Source organism: Streptomyces sp. NPDC048297 (genome assembly GCF_043201585.1).
Lineage (GTDB): Bacteria > Actinomycetota > Actinomycetes > Streptomycetales > Streptomycetaceae > Streptomyces.
Genome location: NZ_JBICZA010000016.1, coordinates 19,446 through 36,398, shown reverse-complemented (window position 1 = coordinate 36,398; position 16,953 = coordinate 19,446). Strand labels below are relative to the sequence as shown.

General features: G+C 71.3%; 14 protein-coding genes. 4 read left to right on the top strand and 10 right to left on the bottom strand.

The genetic code is table 11. The features are described from left to right. Nucleotides 1–542 precede the first annotated feature (542 nt). Nucleotides 543–1,334 (top strand): hypothetical protein, encoded by a 792-nt coding sequence (locus ACGFYV_RS19115; RefSeq protein ID WP_393879566.1) that lies wholly within the window; start codon nucleotides 543–545, stop codon nucleotides 1,332–1,334. Nucleotides 1,335–1,362: 28 nt separating this feature from the next. On the opposite strand, the gene ACGFYV_RS19110 is transcribed toward ACGFYV_RS19115, so the two are convergent. Beyond that, nucleotides 1,363–3,774, bottom strand: a complete 2,412-nt coding sequence (locus tag ACGFYV_RS19110; protein WP_393879565.1) for a hypothetical protein — start codon at nucleotides 3,772–3,774, stop codon at nucleotides 1,363–1,365. A gap of 152 nt (nucleotides 3,775–3,926) precedes the next feature. Between ACGFYV_RS19110 and ACGFYV_RS19105 the strand changes: the two genes are divergently transcribed. Further along, complete coding sequence (locus ACGFYV_RS19105) at nucleotides 3,927–4,484, top strand: GH25 family lysozyme (RefSeq protein WP_393879564.1); 558 nt, start codon at nucleotides 3,927–3,929, stop codon at nucleotides 4,482–4,484. Between the two features lie 150 nt (nucleotides 4,485–4,634). Here ACGFYV_RS19105 and ACGFYV_RS19100 read toward each other — a convergent pair whose 3' ends face one another. From ACGFYV_RS19100 to ACGFYV_RS19090, 3 genes are all read right to left on the bottom strand, one after another. After that, complete coding sequence (locus ACGFYV_RS19100) at nucleotides 4,635–5,297, bottom strand: NADPH-dependent F420 reductase (protein WP_393879563.1); 663 nt, start codon at nucleotides 5,295–5,297, stop codon at nucleotides 4,635–4,637. Between the two features lie 138 nt (nucleotides 5,298–5,435). After that, nucleotides 5,436–5,648, bottom strand: coding sequence for an EF-hand domain-containing protein (locus ACGFYV_RS19095; RefSeq protein WP_393879562.1), 213 nt, complete (start codon nucleotides 5,646–5,648; stop codon nucleotides 5,436–5,438). Nucleotides 5,649–5,707: 59 nt separating this feature from the next. Continuing rightward, nucleotides 5,708–6,619 (bottom strand): MerR family transcriptional regulator, encoded by a 912-nt coding sequence (locus tag ACGFYV_RS19090; RefSeq protein ID WP_393879561.1) that lies wholly within the window; start codon nucleotides 6,617–6,619, stop codon nucleotides 5,708–5,710. A gap of 46 nt (nucleotides 6,620–6,665) precedes the next feature. Between ACGFYV_RS19090 and ACGFYV_RS19085 the strand changes: the two genes are divergently transcribed. After that, complete coding sequence (locus ACGFYV_RS19085; RefSeq protein WP_393879560.1) at nucleotides 6,666–7,331, top strand: GNAT family N-acetyltransferase; 666 nt, start codon at nucleotides 6,666–6,668, stop codon at nucleotides 7,329–7,331. Here ACGFYV_RS19085 and ACGFYV_RS19080 read toward each other — a convergent pair. From ACGFYV_RS19080 to ACGFYV_RS19055, 6 genes are all read right to left on the bottom strand, one after another. Further along, nucleotides 7,302–8,492 (bottom strand): beta-propeller fold lactonase family protein, encoded by a 1,191-nt coding sequence (locus ACGFYV_RS19080; RefSeq protein WP_393879559.1) that lies wholly within the window; start codon nucleotides 8,490–8,492, stop codon nucleotides 7,302–7,304. The genes ACGFYV_RS19085 and ACGFYV_RS19080 overlap by 30 nt on opposite strands. Beyond that, nucleotides 8,492–9,310 (bottom strand): polysaccharide deacetylase family protein, encoded by an 819-nt coding sequence (locus ACGFYV_RS19075; RefSeq protein WP_393879558.1) that lies wholly within the window; start codon nucleotides 9,308–9,310, stop codon nucleotides 8,492–8,494. The genes ACGFYV_RS19080 and ACGFYV_RS19075 overlap by 1 nt, the downstream gene beginning before the upstream one ends. A gap of 412 nt (nucleotides 9,311–9,722) precedes the next feature. Then, complete coding sequence (locus ACGFYV_RS19070) at nucleotides 9,723–10,226, bottom strand: ATP-binding protein (protein WP_393879557.1); 504 nt, start codon at nucleotides 10,224–10,226, stop codon at nucleotides 9,723–9,725. A 352-nt stretch (nucleotides 10,227–10,578) separates the two neighbouring features. After that, a complete protein-coding gene (locus ACGFYV_RS19065; RefSeq protein WP_393879556.1) occupies nucleotides 10,579–11,346 on the bottom strand; it encodes an enoyl-CoA hydratase/isomerase family protein in 768 nt (255 codons plus the stop codon). Between the two features lie 79 nt (nucleotides 11,347–11,425). Further along, a complete protein-coding gene (locus tag ACGFYV_RS19060) occupies nucleotides 11,426–12,688 on the bottom strand; it encodes an Ig-like domain-containing protein (RefSeq protein WP_393879555.1) in 1,263 nt (420 codons plus the stop codon). Nucleotides 12,689–12,853: 165 nt separating this feature from the next. Next, nucleotides 12,854–14,044 carry an Ig-like domain-containing protein gene (locus tag ACGFYV_RS19055; RefSeq protein ID WP_393879691.1) on the bottom strand — a complete coding sequence of 397 codons (1,191 nt, stop codon included), beginning with the start codon at nucleotides 14,042–14,044 and terminating at the stop codon, nucleotides 12,854–12,856. A 277-nt stretch (nucleotides 14,045–14,321) separates the two neighbouring features. Here ACGFYV_RS19055 and glgX point away from each other — a divergent pair, with 277 nt between their 5' ends. Further along, nucleotides 14,322–16,568, top strand: a complete 2,247-nt coding sequence (glgX, locus tag ACGFYV_RS19050; RefSeq protein ID WP_393879554.1) for a glycogen debranching protein GlgX — start codon at nucleotides 14,322–14,324, stop codon at nucleotides 16,566–16,568. The last annotated feature ends 385 nt before the right edge of the window (nucleotides 16,569–16,953 follow it).

The following is a 16,953-nucleotide window of genomic DNA, read 5'->3' as shown; positions in this document are numbered from 1 at the left end:
CCTTTGGGCTGACTTCGGATTGGCTGATGCATGACGGGCGCGTCGTCCCGTCAGCGATTGTCCTTTCGCATGAGGAGCAGCGCGAGCGCTTGGCCGCCGGTTGTCCGGAAGCCGTACCGGTGAGTGTGGTGGCGGGGGATCCCTGCTTCGATCAACTGCAGATGAGTGCCCCGTTCCGCGAGGAGTACCGGCGGGCTCTGGGGATACGGCCCGGACAGAAACTCATTGTGGTCTCGTCCACCTGGGGGCGCGGGTCGGTCATCTCCTCCGACGAGGACCACGAAAGGGATACGGACACTCTTCACCGCGCCCTCGCGGAATTGCCGGTCGACGAATATCGAATCCTCGCAGCAATTCATCCGAATTCCTGGTACGGTCACGGCGCCTGGCAGCTGCAGAACTGGTTGGCGCCACTCACCGAGCACGGACTGCTGCTCCCCGTACCGGACACGGAATCCTGGAAAGCCGCACTTCTGGCAGCGGACGGAATCCTTGGTGACCACGGCTCTTTGACCATGTACGGAATCGCCTTGGGAATTCCCGTGATTCTCGGATCCTTCCATGATGCGAAGGTCGCCCCTCAGTCCCCCATGGCTCGTCTCGGCACGGCTCTTCCCCGCCTGTCCCCTCGCCGGCCGTTCCTTGCTCAGCTCGAAGAGGCAGCCGCGGCACAGCCCAGCAGTGCTGAACTCCGCGACCTCCGCACGACCATCACCTCACGTCCCGGGGAATCGGCCGTTCTGCTGCGGCGCCTGTTCTATCGGTGGCTCGACCTGCCCGAGCCCGTGGCTCCGGCCCGCCCGCGCCTGGTCCCGGTCCCCTCCGCCGTACCCGTCGGGAGCACCTCTCCCGTCCAGCGGCCGGTGTACGTGTCAGCCGCGCCGGACGGAGGCCGGATCACCGTGCGCCGGTACGCGGCACCCCTGCAACGCCGCACGAGGGAACGGCATCTGGCCGGCACGCATCTGGTGGCCGACATCGATGATCCGGACGCCACATGGCCCCGCTCGGCGGACGTCCTGCTTCTGCCCCTCGGCCGGCCGTCCCGCACGGAGGCGACGGCGATCCGGGATGCCGTCGCCGCCCGGTACCCGGGATGCGGCCTGATCGCGATCGAGGAGCCGGACGACGCCTGTGTGGTGCTGCTGCGGGACGGCGGACGGCTGCACGCCCGCTGGCACGGCGGACGCCCCTCCTGGGCGTCGGCCGCCATCGCGGCATCGGTGGTCCACGACCACGCGGTGCCCATGGCCGGCGCCCCCGGGCCTGTACGGCTTCAGGTGACGATCGGTCCGGACTCCGGGACCGGCCTGCTCGCCATCGCGCCCCTGTGACTCACGACTCCCCGTCGTGGTCCCGCTCTCAGGTGCCCATGAGTCGCTGGTCCGCCTCCTGCGCGCGAAGGCTGTTCGCCTCGAGGAACAGATCACGCGCCGCGGTCCAGTCTCGCCGCGCCTCCTGGCGATCGCCCTGCTCACCCAGCAGATCGCCCCGGAGCAGATGGATCCCGGCGCGCTGGAACGGAGGACCCTTTTGGGTCATGAGCACGGCCGCCTTGTCGAGCGCCTCGACAGCCTCTCCGAGCAGCCCCGCGGCCCGGCGATCCTCCGCGAGGCGGGTCAGGGCACGGGCCTGGTTGTAGGGCTCGGGCACCCGCAGCTTCTCGAACTGGTCGTGCGCGAAGAGCAGTTCGCGCTTCGCGTCGTCATGACGGTGCAGGTCCGTACAGGCCGTCCCCCGGTGGAGCGCGAACAGGGCCCGCCCGCGCGGGTGCTCGATGCCTTCCAGGGCGTTCAGCCCCTGCGCGAAACGCCTCAAGGCTTCGGCGGGGTCGCCCGACCTGCGTTCCACCAGGCCGAGAGCCTCCAGCGCGCTGGACTCCGTACGCCGCTGCTCCTCGGTCCCGGTGCCGTCGTGCGGCCGTACGAGTGCCAGCGCGCGATCGAGGTAACCGCGAGCGGCCTCCGGGTCCCCCTGAAGGACGCTCCACCGGTCCTGGTGAGCGAAACCCAGCTCGAAGTACATCCGCGCGACGGCCATCTGGTCGCCGCATTCCTGGGCCGACCTGACAGCCAGTTCGTGCGTGGCGATCCAGGGATCGTGCAGGCCGCACCTGAGGTAGAAGGTGTGCAGTCCCTGTACCATCCGCCACGTCTGCTCGTGCCGGCCCGTCTCGTGGGCCAGACGCACCACGTTCTCCACGCTCTCCCGGCGCCGCTCCAGACCCGCGATCAGCGCCGGTTCGTCCACGGGGCCGGTCGGCGCGTAGGCCGCGTACGTTCCCGCGGGATCATGTCGGAGGCGGGAGGAGAGAGCTGCCTCCGTGCGTTCGAGGAACTCCAGGCGCTGCGCGATGATCCGGTCCTGGACCGCCTCGCGGACCGCGAGCGGTTGGTCGGCGCGGGCGCGCGCGAGGGCGTGGTCGTGGATCAGCCGGTGCCGCATCCGGTATCCGCCGTCCGCGGTGGTCTCGATCAGGTGCTCGCTGATGAGCTGCTGAAGGGCCCTGCTCCGGGCGGCGGCGTCCAGGTCGGGAAGCATGGCCCGTACGAGGTCCACCTCGAACTCCTCGGCGGGGTGCAGGCCGAGGCAGCGGTACAGAGAGGCGGCGTCGGGGGCGAGAGCGCGGTAGCCGGGGTCCAGGGCTGAGGACAGTTCTTCTTCCACGTCCAGCTCTCCCAGCCTCGTGCGGCGATCGGACATGGCGACCGCCAGCTCCCGCGCCTTGCCGGCGTGGCCGACCGCCAGCTGGGCCCCGGCGATGCACAGCGCGAGAGGGTGTCCCTGGCACGCGTCCGCGATCAGGTCCAGTTCCTTCTCGTACACGGCCTCGTCGCTGCCGATCCTGCCGACGCCGACCAGCAGCCGGCGGCTGTGCACCGCGTCCAGAGGGCCCAGTTCGAGGGGTTCGGCGTGCAGGGCACGCACCAGGCTGGGCAAGCGGGACGTGCTGGTGATGAGGACCACGCTGTCCGGGGAGTCCGGCAGCAGCGGTTCGATCTGTGCGGCCTGCACGACGTCTTCGAGCAGCAGAACGACCGGGCCACGCGCGGCGATGCGCTGCCGGAGGTACTCCGCGCGGTCCCCCGGGTCGGCAGGAATTTCCGGCACCGGGACGTCCAGCTCGCGGAACCAGCGTTCCAGGACCGCCCCGGAGTCCGGCATGCGCCCCCACACGTCTCTGCCGAACGAAGCCCGGAGTTGTGGGCGGCCCGCCAGCTCGTCCCGGTGCCTGTGCAGCCACTGACGCGCTGTGGCGGACGTTCCTATGCCCGGCATGCCGTGAAGGTACATCCTGGTAGGGGCGCCGGCGGCCTGGCGGCTCTCCCACAGGGCGTCCATCCGCCGCAACAACGCGTCATGGTTCTGGTAGTGGTGAACCGGCCCCAGGCTGATGTGCGGCACCGGGGGCGCGGGCGGGAGCGCGGGCTGCCGCAGATCCAGTTCGCCGGCCAAGGAGGGTTGTTCCACCAGCAGTCGGTGCAATCGGTCGTGCACCAGCCGTGCCACGCGCGCCTCGATGTCCCTCGCGTGCGTAGCGTCGCCTCGCGCATGGGCCAGACTCAGATCGCCGCCCAGTTCATCGAGTTCATCGACTTCTTCGACTTCATCGGCTTGATCGACTCCGCGAAGACCGGTGTCCTCGCGGCCCCGACCGCCCCGCCTGCGCAGCGCACCCAGCCGGTTCTTGAACGCGGTATAGCCGTCGGTCGTGATCAGCCCCATCAGGCTGGTCACGACCGATGCGATCACCACCGTGAACTCTGGCTCCACGCGCCCCCCTTGAACTGCCCCGTCTCCGGTTCGCTCCACCGTATAGGTCTCCGGCCCGCATATCGCGTGCGGTCGGTGGATCCGGCGTGCCAGGGTGGGGCATACAACTGTCAACTCCTGTCCCCCCACTGGCACTCAAGGGAGTCCCCCTCATGCTGCACGGCATCGACGTCAGCGCGTACCAGTCGTCGTCCTACGACACGGACGGCCTCTCGTTCGTCTTCATCAAGGCGACGGAGGGGCGTTCGTACGTCAACCCGAGACTCACGGACCAGACCAAGCACGGGCGTGACGCGGGGCTGGTCGTCGGCTTCTACCACTTTCTGTGGCCGGGTCATGTCGCCGCCCAGGCCGCGTACTTCGTCAAGCACGCCCCGGAGAAGGGAGGCGATCTGCTCGCCGTCGACTGGGAGACGACCAGCGAAGGCACGCACGCGAGCAACGCCGAGAAGGATCTGTTCATCCGGACCCTGAAGGAGCTCCGGCCGAACAACCAGGTGCTCCTGTACACGAACCGGGACTACTGGCTGAACATCGACACGACCTCGTACGCGGGCGACGGTCTGTGGATCGCCGACTACGTCACGGCGGGCAAGCCCCGCATCAAGGCCAAGTGGCGCTTCCACCAGTACAGCAGCGAGCCGCACGACAAGGACGTGGCCGCCTTCGAGACCCGGGCCGCCCTGCGCGCGTGGGCCGCGGACGCCTGAGGCGCGAACGGACAGGGTGCCCGGCGGCGGCCGGCCGAGCCGGTGCACGGCGCCGGGCACCCCTGTCGTGCCGGGCACCCCTGTCGTGCCGGGCACCCCTGTCGTGCCGGGCACCCCTGTCGTCAGGGGTTGTGGTGAGCCGGGGCGGGACTAGCCCCGGAAGTCGGCCGGGCGCTCCGGGGACGCCTCCGCCAGGGCCTTGCGCACGGCCTCCGTGCCCGCCCGCAGGCCGTACACCGGGGTGCCGGGCTGCTGGCGCCAGGAGTCGTCGAGGCCGCCAGCGTCGACCGTGTCGAAGCCCAGTTCGTCGATGAGGTCGCGGACGGCCTGCTTGGCGGCCGGGTCGTCGCCGGACACCGGCAGGGCCAGGCGCTCGGGGTCGCCGGCGGGGCGGGGGCGGTCCAGGATGTCCTGGGCGTAGGTGCCGTTGAAGGCCTTGATCACGGGGTGTCCGAGGTGCTGTTCGGTCCAGCGGCTCTCGGTCAGGCCGTCGTCCTCGATCCCGGCGATCCGGCCGTCGCGCTGCTGCGGGTAGTAGTTGTTGGTGTCGATCACGACAGCGCCGTCGGCCGCGCCGTCCAGCAGGCCGGCGGGGAGGTCGGGGATCCGCTTCAGCGGGACGGTGACCACGACGACCTGGGCGCCCTTGGCCGCGTCCGTCGCCAGGACCGGGGTCGCGCCGGTCTCCTCGGCCAGGTCCTTCAGGGTCTCGGGGCCGCGCGAGTTGGCCACGGAGACGTCGTGGCCGAGGGTGGTGAGCCGCCGGGTGAGGTTGCCGCCGATGTTGCCCGCGCCGATGATGCCGATCTTCATGAGGGGCTCTCCAGGTCGATGCATGCGCATACTTCCGTCATCTGCGACAACCCCGGGGTGAGGAGACCTATTCCGGCGGGCCGGCGCCGGGCCGGTCCGGCGGGAGGCCCGCCTGCCGATCGCCCCGGCGCCCCTGCCTCACTTGCTCAGGTAGGCCCAGAACTCGTCGAACGACAGGACCTTGTCGCCGTTGAGGTCACGGGTCTTGATGATGGACTCCGCCACCGTGTCGGTGACGTTCCAGTCACCCCCCTGCGCCAGGGCGGTCTTGAACTCGGCAGCCGTGATGAACCCGTCACCGTCCGCGTCGATCCGCTGGAACTGCTTGCGTGCTTCCTCGATGTCCGCCACCGATCCGCCCCTTTGTTTCGTGTTTCTCATGCCCTACGGGCGCACTGACGCAGGTCAGATTAGCTGCCTGCTTGCGCCTGAAGTGCGGCGACCACCCACGCGAAGTCCTCCTCGTGCGCGGGCGCGTCCGTTTCCTTCAGGACGGCGAGCAGCTGGCGGTAGCGGGCGAGCCGTACGTTGTGGCTCGCCTTCATGCGCGCGAGGACGGCGGTCCGGTCGGCGTTGCCGAGCAGGTCGCCCAGGACCCGGTCGGCCTCCGGCGACTCGGGCGCGATGCCCTGCTCACGGGCCGGCCCGACCAGCTCGACCAGCCGCTTGAAGAACCACATGGACGCCCCGGCGGGGGTGTCGTGTCCCCGGTCGGCCGCGTTGAACTCCGCCGCCTGCCGCATCTGCGCCCGGAACTCGGGGTCCTGGACGAGTTCGGCCAGCTCCACCCACGCGTCGACCTGCTCGGGCGTCGGATCGTCCGGGAGCGAGAGCGCGGAGGTGCGCATCCGCTCGCGGATGTCCGGGTCCGCCGTGTCGAGGCCGTGGAACAGCTCCTCCACGAACTCCTCCATGATCCGCCGCCGTTCGGCGGCCGACAGCCGTGCCAGTTTGTTCATCAGGGTCATCTCCTCCGCGGTCGCACCGCGTCTCGCCACGGTCGACAGCACCGCCCGGGTCACCTTCAGCGACCGGATCCGCGCGTCCAGCGCGATCACGTGCGCCGCCGCGACCTCGGCCACCGTCGTCTCGCCCGCCAGCACCTCGCGGACGGAGTCCAGGCCGAGCCCCAGCTCCCGCAGAGTGCGGATCAGCTCCAGACGGGCGGCGGACTCGGCGTCGTAGAGCCGGTAGCCGCCCGCGGAACGGGTCACGGGGGTCAGCACGCCTTCGTCGGACCAGTAGCGGATGGTGCGCACCGTGAGACCGGTGGCCCGCGCCAGCTCGCCGATGGTGAGAAGTCCGGTGCCGTCGTCGATCATGTCTGCGAGTGTGGGCCTTCCAGTGGGTGGAGACTCAAGGAGAGCCGTGACGGAGACCTTGCGGGACATCGTCGACGCGGCGGCGCACGGAGTCTTCCCGCCGGCGGACGGCCGTACGACGGTCGTACCGCAGCACTGTGCGCGGGACGCGGGGGTGCTGGCGTTCACCGCGCACTCGGTGGTCTTCACGGACGAGGACCCGGCGTGGGTGCGCGAGGCGCTGGCCCGCACGGGCACCGATCCGCTGGCGGCGCCGATGAACGCCCGTTTCCTCGCCGCGTTCATGGAGCGCACCGGCCGTGGTTCGGAGACCGTCGACGCGGTCATGGTCGGCTCGCCCCTGCCCGGCCGGCCGGACCTCGCGCTGCGCGAGATCGGGGACGCCGGGCATCCGCGCGCCGTCTACGCCCGCCGGCGCCGTGACGACGTGCGGGTGTGGGAGGCGGACGGCGCGGTGCTGGTCCTGGGGCGCGGGGTCGCGGGGCGTCTTGAGGTGTCCGTCGAGGTGGACGAGGGGGTACGGCACCGGGGGCTGGGCCGGGCCCTGGTGACGGCGGCGCGGCAGCTGGCGGGCGAGCCGCTGTGGGCGCAGGTGACACCCGGGAACGCCCGCAGCATGCGGGCGTTCCAGGCGGCCGGTTACCGCGTGGTCGGCGCGGAGGCGCTGCTGCTATGCGGCCGGTCAGCGGAAGATGCCGGTGTGTCCGAGTGAGTAGCGGCCGGGCTGCGGGTAGACGGCGAGGCCGTGCGGACCCTTGCCGACCTTGATGCGGGCGAGCAGCTTGCCGTCGCGGGTGTCGATGGCGTAGACCTCGGCGTTGTAGCGGCCGGACAGCCACAGCACCTTGCCGTCGGAGGAGACCCCGCCCATGTCGGGGCTGCCGCCGCCGGGCAGACGCCACTTGGCGGTGAGCCGGTTCTGGGCGAAGTCGAAAAGGGAGATGGTGCCCTCGCCCCGGTTGGAGACGTACATGACCCGGGAGTCCCGGCTGATGTACAGCCCGTGCGCGCCCATGCCGGTGGCGAGGAACGTCGGCTTGGCGAAGGTGTCGCCGTTCAGGATCCACACGCCGCCCGCGACCATGTCGGCGATGTAGTACAGCTTGCCGTCCGGGGAGATCTTGACGTCCTGCGGCATGGCCCCTTGGTATGGCAGCTTCTGCTGGGCGACCACCTTCATCTTCGCGGTGTCGACCTTCAGCAGTTCGCCGCTGAACTCGCAGGAGACGATGAAGTAGCGGCCGTCGGCGGAGAAGTCGGCGTGGTTGACGCCGTAGCAGCTGACCGGGACGGCCTTGACGACCTTCATGGTGTGCGCGTCCCGGAAGACGAGCTGGCGGTCCATGGAGGCCATGACGACCGCGTACTTGCCGTCGGGCGTGAAGTAGAGGTTGTACGGGTCGTGCACGGGGACCGGCTTGCCCGCCTTGCCGGTCTTCGGGTCGATCGGGGTGAGGCTGTTGCCGAGGTCGTTGTTGACCCACAGGGTCTTCAGGTCCCAGGACGGCACGACGTGCTGGGGCTGGCGGCCGACCCGGATGGTCTCGATGATCTTGTAGGTCTTCGGGTCGATGACATCGACGGTGTCGGAGTTGGTGTTGGGGACGTAGACGCGGGACGGGAAGTCCTTGACGACCGGGGAGAACCGGCCCGGCCGGTCGGCCGCGTAGAGGTCGGCCGGGTTCTGGACCGGGGGCATCCCGGGCAGCACGTCCATCTGCTGCCGCTTCTCCTGGGGCGGCTGGAGAGGCGCCTTGCTGGCGAGGGCCTCGTTCTCGTGGCTCTGGCCGCCCCCGCCGCACGCGGACAGCAGGGTCAGGGCGGTGAGGGCGGCTCCGGCGGCCAGGAGGCGGGAGGCGTTCGTGGTTCGCATCAGCTCAGCAGCTCCGTGGTGGTGACCGCGTGCAGTCCGCGGCGGTCGAGTTCGTGGAGTACGGCGGGGAGGGCGGCGACCGTGTCGGGGTATCCGAAGTGCAGGCTCACCACCGAGCCGGCGCGCACCTCGGCGGCCACCTTGCGGGTGACGGCGTCGGCGCCGGGGCGGGTGTAGTCGAGCGAGTCGACGTCGTACGACAGCACGTGCGGGTAGCCGGCGGCGCGGGCCAGCCGGGCGACCTGCGCGGAGGCGGTCGGTGCGCGGGAGGGGCGGAACCAGGTGCCGATGGATCCGGTGAGCCGCTTCAGCCGGTCCGCGCAGTCGGTGATCTCCTTGCGGGCCGCGCTCTCGGACAGGGTGTTGACGGCGATGTGCCGCTGGGTGTGGTTGCCGAGGTCGTGGCCGCCGTCGAGGATGCGCCGGGCGAGGTCAGGGTGTTCGTCCAGCCAGGTGCCGACGGCGAGGACGGTGAGCCGGGCGCCGCGCTGTTCGGCCGCGTCGAGCAGGGAGGTGGCGAGGGCCGGATCGCCCTGGCCGTGGAAGGTGAGGGCGACGTTCGGGCGGGTGCGCGGGCCGTGGGTGATCTGGGCGGGCTGCCCGGGAAAGGCGCGGGGCGCGGGCGCGGCCCGCGGGGTGGTCGCGGGGTGGCCGGCCGCGCGGGCGGAGGAGGTCGACGAGGAGGAGGCCCCGGAGGTCGTGGTGGCGCTCGGTGCCGCCGGGGTGGATCCGCATCCGGCGGCGAGCGCGCCTCCGGCGACGAGCCCGGCGCCCGCGCGCAGCACTCCGCGTCGGTTGGTCGTGGTCACGCGCACCATTTAAGAGGTGATAGGTAAGAAAACCACCGATTGGGCCGATTGGCCGAGGCTTTCGGGTCGCGGCGTCCTCACCGTGTCCGCGTGGCGCTTCATGCCCGCGTGGCGCTCTCGCCGCGCCTTCACGCCGGCTCGGCCGGGACCAGGGGGTGCCGTTCGGATCGGGCCGGCCGGGACCGACAGTGCGGACCGGCGGACCTGAGCGGGGTGCGATGCGTGCGGATGCGAGGCGGAGGAGGGAGTCGACGCGATGGGGGTCCGCGGCGCGAGCTGAGTTGAGCGTGGGGGGCGAGCGTGGGGGGCGAGCGTGGGGGAGTCGGCGAGTGACGACAACGCGGCAGATGTGCGTGCCAGGCTCCGTGCCAGACCCCGCGCCAGGTCCCGCGACGCCGGGATGGTCCGAACGCGACACCCTCTAGCGGTCGGCGACCCGCATCTCGAACCACGTCGTCTTGCCCCGGGGCAGCAGGTCCACGCCCCACCGGTCGGACAGTTTGTCGACCAGGAAGAGGCCGCGTCCGCTGATGTCCATCTCCTGAACCGGCATCAGGCAGGGCAGGCCGCGCGAGGGGTCGCGGACCTCGACGCGGATCCAGCCGCGGCGGCGGCGCATACGGAGTCCGAAGACGCGGGCGCCGGTGTGCCGCACGGCGTTGCCCACGAGTTCGGAGACGAGTAAGACCGCGTCCTCGGTCATCTTGGGGCTCAGTCCCCAGTGGCGCAGGACGATGACCTGGGTGAGCCGGCGCGCGGTGGCGGCGGATTCCGGGCGGGACGGCAGCGGGACCTCCGCCTCCGTCGGGTTTCCGTACAGTTCGAGCGCCTTGAGCGCCTGCTCGTCCTCGACCGCGGGCGACCAGCGTGCCGCGGCCGCACGGCTGTGTCCCCGCGGCTGTTCGATGCCCTCCAGCCCCGCCATGCCCCCATGATGGCCGTCCGAGGCCGTCTCCGGGGCCGTTCCGGAGGAATACGCCCCTCGCACGCCCCTGTTCCACGCCGCTCGGCCGGCATATGCCGAGGGCATGCCGTGGTCCGGCGCGGGCCAGTTGACCTGCGACGACGACTCACTTCCGGGCAATCGTCGGGCTCCCTCGACGAGGCAGACTTAAGGCTGTCTTAAGGCTCCCATAAACCGCCCCAACGAGGGACCCGAATCAGACGACGCGTCAATTGCAAGAGGGCCAGGGCAAGTTGTCCCGCAGTGCGGTGCAGTGCGGTGCAGTGCAGTGCCTGGCCGCGCAGTGCCGCGCCGCGCCTCGCCTCGCCTCGCCTCAGAGGAACTTGGCCTTGCCCGGCCCCTCCTCCACGAAGCTGCGCATGCCCCGCTCGCGGTCCTCGGTGGCGAACAGCCCGGCGAACCAGTTGCGTTCCAGCGCGAGCCCGGTGTCGATGTCCGTCTCCAGACCGGTGTCGATCGCCTCCTTGGCCGCGCGCAGCGCGATCGCCGGGCCCTTGGCGAGCCTGGCGGCCCAGGCGTGCGCCTGCTCGTACACCTCGGCGGCCGGCACGACCCGGTCCACCAGGCCGATGGCGAGGGCCTCTTCGGCCTTGACCATCCGGCCCGTGAAGATGAGGTCCTTCGCCTTGGAGGGGCCGACCAGCCGGGGCAGCCGCTGGGTGCCGCCGGCGCCCGGGACGAGGCCGAGCAGGATCTCGGGCTGGCCGAGCTTGGCGTCGTCGGCGGCGATGCGGTAGTCGGCGCACAGGGCGAGTTCACAGCCGCCGCCGAGCGCGTAGCCGGTGACGGCGGCGACGACGGGCTTGGGGATGCGGGCCACGGCGGTGAAGGAGTCCTGGAGGGCGCGGGCGCGCAGGACCATCGCGGTGTGGTCCATGTTCTGCATCTCCTTGATGTCCGCGCCCGCCGCGAACACCCGCTCGCCGCCGTAGATCACCACGGCGCGCACGTCGTCGCGGCGCGTGGCCTCCTCGGCGAGTTCCTTGATCCGGTCCTGCGTGGCCACGTCCAGCGCGTTCATCGGCGGCCGGTCCAGACGCAGCGTTGCGACACCTTCGGCGACTTCGAGATTGACGGTCATGCGCAGAGGTTAACGGGGACTAACGGCGACGGGCCCGGTGCCGTAGGTCACAGCGCCGGGCCCGGGGGTGGTTCGGGGGTCACTTGGTCCAGTCGGCCCAGGACATGTTCCAGCCGTTCAGGCCGTTGGCGGGGTCGACCGTGCGGTCGTGGGACCTCGTCACGACCACCACGTCGCCGACGATGGAGTGGTTGAAGAACCAGGCCGCCGGCACGCTCCTGGAGTAGCCGCCGCGCACGTCGCGCAGGCCGACACAGCCGTGGCTGGCGTTGTAGTTGCCGAAGGCGCCGCCGCCCCAGTAGTTGCCGTGGATGAAGGTGCCGGAGTCGGTGAGGCGGATGGCGTGCGGGACGTCCTTGATGTCGTACTCGCCGCCGTAGCCGACCGTCTCGCCGTTCATCCGGGTCTCGACGAGCTTCTCGCTCATGACCATCCGGCCGTTCCAGGTGTCGTAGCCGGGCTTGCCGGTGGTGACCGGGATGGTCCTGACGGTCCTGCCGTCCTGGGTGACCTTCATCGTGTGCTTCTTGGCGTCCACGTAGGAGACCTGGTTGCGCCCGATGGTGAACTTCACCGTCCTGTGCTGCTTGCCGTAGACGCCGTCACGGCCCTGGACGCCGTCGAGGTCCAGGTCGACGGTGACCTTCGTGCCGGACTTCCAGTAGTTCTCCGGGCGGAAGTCCAGGCGGTCGTTGCCGAACCAGTGGCCCTCGACGTCGACAGCCGGCTCGGTTTTGATGCTGATGGCCTTCTCGACGTCGTCGGGGTGGGTGATGCCCCGGGTGAAGCGCAGGGAGAACGGCATGCCGACGCCGACGGTGGAGCCGTCCTCGGGGGTGAAGTAGCCGGTGAAGGTGTTCTTCGGCGTGAGCGTGGTGAACGTGGAGTCCTCGGCGGCCTCACGGCCCTCGGAGTCCTTCGCGACCACGTGCACCGAGTACGTGGTGGCGCCGGCGAGATGCGTGGACGGCGTCCAGGACGCTCCCCCGGCGGCGATGGTGCCGGCGACCTTCGTGCCCTTGCCGTCCTTGACGGTGACCTCGGTCAGCTTGCCCTTGGTGACGCCGACCTTGAGCGCGCCGCTGGTGTCGACGCCCTTGGCGCCCGGCGCGGGCGAGATGCTGACGGCCGCCGCGGACTGCTTGCTCTGCTGCGCGCCCGAGCCCGTCCCCTTGTCGTCCCCCGCCCCGGCCCCCGCCTTGCCGCCCCCGCCGCACGCGGCGAGGGCCAGCACGAGCGCTCCGGTCACGAGCACCGCACCCCGGCCACGACGGCCTGTCCGCTGTGTCTGGGCCGTTCGCCTGATCCCCGCCGGCGCCCCCGATATCGGCCGCTTGTTCACTTGTTCTCCCCTCCAAGGCCCGGTCACAGGCCCACACCCCGGCGCGCCCCACGCGCCCGTCCGGGCATGGTAGCCGCAGGGTTTCGGGCTCGGCGGCGGCCGTATGTCACCGTTCCGTCGCAACTTCGGCCGCCGCCCGGCCCGTCAACCCCCCGGTTCACCGGGCTACTTGAGGACGCTGCCCGCTTTCCACTCGTTCCACGCCATGTTCCACCCTCCGAGACCATTGTCGGGTGAGACGGTTTTGTCCTTGCTGTTCACGACTTCGACGACGTCCCCGACCAGGGTGCGGTCGAAGAACCAGCCCGCCGGGGTGTCCGAGCTGCCGCCCTTCACGTCCATCAGACCCACGCAGCCGTGGCTGACGTTGACCTGGCCGGGGGCGTCCGGGGCCCAGTAGTTGCCGTGCAGGAAGGTGCCGGAGTCCGTGAGTTTGATGGCGTGCGGGACGTCGGGGATGTCGTACTCGGCGCCGAGGCCCACCGTCTGGCTGTTCATGCGGGTGACCTCAAGCATGTCCATCACCACCATCTTCCCGTTGTAGGTGGGGTGTTCGGGGGCGCCCGCGGTGATCGGCACGGTGGCGAGCAGCTGCCCGTCGCGCCGTACCTCCATCGTGTGTGCGGCCGCGTCGACCTGGGAGACCTGGCTGCGGCCGACGGTGAAGCCGATCGTCTTGTACTGGAGTCCGTAGGCCCCGCGCGCGCCCTCGACGTCCCGGAGCGCGAGGTCGACGGTGACCTCGGTGCCGGGTTTCCAGTAGTGCTCGGGCCGGAAGTCCAGGCGGTTCTTGCCGAACCAGTGCGCGCGGATCTCCACGGGCGGCTTCGCGCTGACGCTCACCGCGCGTTCGACGGCGGCACGGTTCGTGATATCCCGGCTGAAGGCGAGGGAGACGATCATTCCGGTGCCGACGGTGGAGCGGTTCTCGGGGGTGACGTAGGCGATGAACCGCTGGTCGGGGACGTAGGTCGTGAAGGTGGTGTGCCGGGCCGAGCGGCGGCCCCGGGTGTCCAGGGCCACCGCGTCGACGGTGTACTTCGCGGCCAGGGAGAGCCGTTCGTCGTCGGGCTCCCAGCTCAGCCCGTTGGCGCTGATGTGCCCGGGTACCGGGGACACCTGCGCGTCCTGCGACTTGCGGACGGTGACCTTCTCCAGCCGTCCGCCGGGCACCCTCACCCGCAGTCGCTCGGCCTGCCGGACCCCCTTGCTGCCGTCGTCCGGGCTCACCCGGATGACGTCCTCGGGGCGCGGGGGTTTGCCCAGCGCCCCGCCGATGCCCAGCGGTCCGGAGCCGTCCGCGGAACAGCCGGCCGCCCCGGCCAGCAGTCCCGCCCATGTCAGTGCCGCTGCCAGCGCGGCCACCGCGCGCCGCGCGCGTCCTTGTACGTGCCTCACGCAGGACACAACGACAGGGCACGCTCCGGGGAAACGTGAGTGCGACGCCCGTGCTGGGCAGAACTGTGGGGAGGACGACGCGAAGGGGAGCCGCCATCGCGCCCACGCCGGAGCCGTCGGGGCGCAGCCGTACCGTGCGGCCGGGCGTGCCCGGGGTCACAAGACCTGGGGCACGCCCGGCCCTTCGGCACGGTCGGGCGCCCCCGGGCCGAGCAGGCGAAATGAGGGGCGACTGGTGACGAGCGCAGCCGAGCAGCCGGCACGGGCCGAGGAGCCGGCCGCGGACTGGGGCCGTCCGGCCGCCGTGGTGAACGGCGCCCGTCGCGCCGTGCCGCCCGTGCCGCCCGTGTGGCCGGGTGCGCCGACACCGCTGGGGGCCCGGTTCCGGGTCGGTCCGGACGGGGTCGCGGGCACCAACTTCGCGCTGTGGGCGGCCGGGGCGGAGGGCGTACGGCTGTGTCTGTTCGACGAGCGGGGGCGGGAGACGCGCGTCGAGCTGAGCGAGCTGACGCACGAGATCTGGCACGGCTTCGTGCCGGGCGTCATGCCCGGCCAGCGCTACGGCTACCGGGTGGAGGGCCGCTGGGACCCGTGGACCGGCGCCCGCTGGAACCCGGCCAAGCTGCTGCTCGACCCCTACGCGCGCGCGGTGGACGGGGAGTTCCGGCTGCCGCCCGAGGTGTACGGACACGTCCGGGACTGGCCGGAGCAGCACGTCGCCGACACCGTGCGCGACGAGCGGGACTCGGCGCCGTACGTACCCAAGGGCGTCGTCGTCCACGATGACGACGACTGGTCCGACGACCGCCGGCCCAAGACGCCGTGGGCGGACTCGGTGATCTACGAACTGCACGTCAAGGGCTTCACCCGGCTGCATCCGGGCATCCCCGAGGAGTTGCGCGGCACCTACGCGGGGCTCGCGCACCCGGCCGCGATCGAGCACCTGGTGAAGCTGGGTGTGACGGCCGTGGAGCTGCTCCCGGTCCATCAGTTCGCGCACGAGGACCATCTGCTGCGCCGGGGCCTCACCAACTACTGGGGCTACAACTCCATCGGCTACTTCGCCCCGCACGCGGGGTACGCGGCCTCCGGTACGACGGGGCAGCAGGTCGGCGAGTTCAAGCGGATGGTCCGCGCGCTGCACGCGGCCGGCATCGAGGTCGTCCTCGACGTGGTCTACAACCACACGGCGGAGGCGGGCGAACTGGGGCCGACGCTCTCCCTGAAGGGCATCGACAACCGCGGCTACTACCGGCTCCAGCACGACGCCCGCCGGTACGCCGACTACACCGGCTGCGGCAACACCCTGCACGTGGTCCAGCCGCAGGTGCTGCGCCTGATCACGGACTCGCTGCGGTACTGGGTCACCGAGATGGGCGTGGACGGCTTCCGCTTCGACCTGGCCGCCGCGCTCGCCCGCTCGATGCACGACGTCGACATGCTGTCCCCTTTTCTGGCCGTGATCGCCCAGGACCCGGTGCTGCGCCGGGTCAAGCTCATCGCCGAGCCCTGGGACGTCGGCTCGGGCGGCTACCAGGTGGGCGCGTTCCCCCCGCTGTGGACGGAGTGGAACGACCGCTACCGCAACACCGTCCGCGACTTCTGGCGCCATGCGCTGCCGGACGTACGGGAGATGGGCTACCGGCTGTCCGGCTCCAGCGACCTGTACGCCTGGGGCGGCCGGCGCCCCTACGCCTCGGTCAACTTCGTCACCGCGCACGACGGCTTCACGCTGCGCGACCTGGTGTCGTACGAGCGCAAGCACAACGAGGCCAACGGCGAGAACAACCGGGACGGCACCGACGACAACCGGTCCTGGAACGGCGGGGTGGAGGGCGAGACACGCGACGAGGAGGTGCGGGCGCTGCGGCGCCGGCAGCTGCGGAACCTGATGACGACCCTGCTGCTGTCCACCGGCGTGCCGATGCTGGTCGCCGGTGACGAGCTGGGCCGCACCCAGCGGGGCAACAACAACGCGTACTGCCAGGACAACGAGATCAGCTGGCTGGACTGGTCCCTGCTGGACGACCCCGACTGGCGGCCCCTGTTCGACCTGACCTGCCGGCTGATCGCCCTGCGCCACCGGCACCCGGTGCTGCGCCGCCGCGCCTTCTTCTCCGGCCGCGCCCACCCGGCGGACGGGCTGCGGGACCTGGCGTGGTTCACGGCGCGGGGCGAGGAGATGACCGAGGGCGACTGGTACGCACCCGCCGCCACGCTTGGCATGTATCTGTCCGGCCGGGACATCCCCGGCCGGGACGGACATGGCTCACCGGTCACGGACGACAGCTTCCTCGCACTGCTGCACGCGGGCGACCACCCCACCGGCTTCATCCTGCCGTCCGCGCCGTGGGCGGAGCACTACGCGGTCGTGGTGGACACCTCCCACGAGGAGCAGACACAGGCGCCGGGCACGGTTTATGCGGCGGGCACGGAGATCACGGTGCCGGGGCGGGCGGTGCTGCTGCTGCGGGCGGTCTGAGGGCGCGGGCGAAGGCGCAGGGCGAAGGCCGCGGGCCTCAAGGGCACGCGCGGGCGCCGGCCGCGGGCTGCGGGCTGCGGGCTGCCGACCCAAAGGGCAGGCCGAAGGCGCAGGCGCCGGACGCGGTACGTGCAGCGGGCACGGAGATCACGGTGCCGGGGCGGGCGGTGCCGCTGCTGCGGGCGGTCTGAGGGCGCGGGCGAAGGCGCAGGGCGAAGGCCGCGGGCCTCAAGAGCACGCGCGGGCGCCGGCCGCGGGCTGCGGGCCGCGGGCTGCGGGCTGCGGGCTGCGGGCTGCGGGCTGCGGGCTGCCGACCCAAAGGGCAGGCCGAAGGCGCAGGCGCCGGACGCGGTACGTGCAGCGGGCACGGAGATCACGGTGCCGG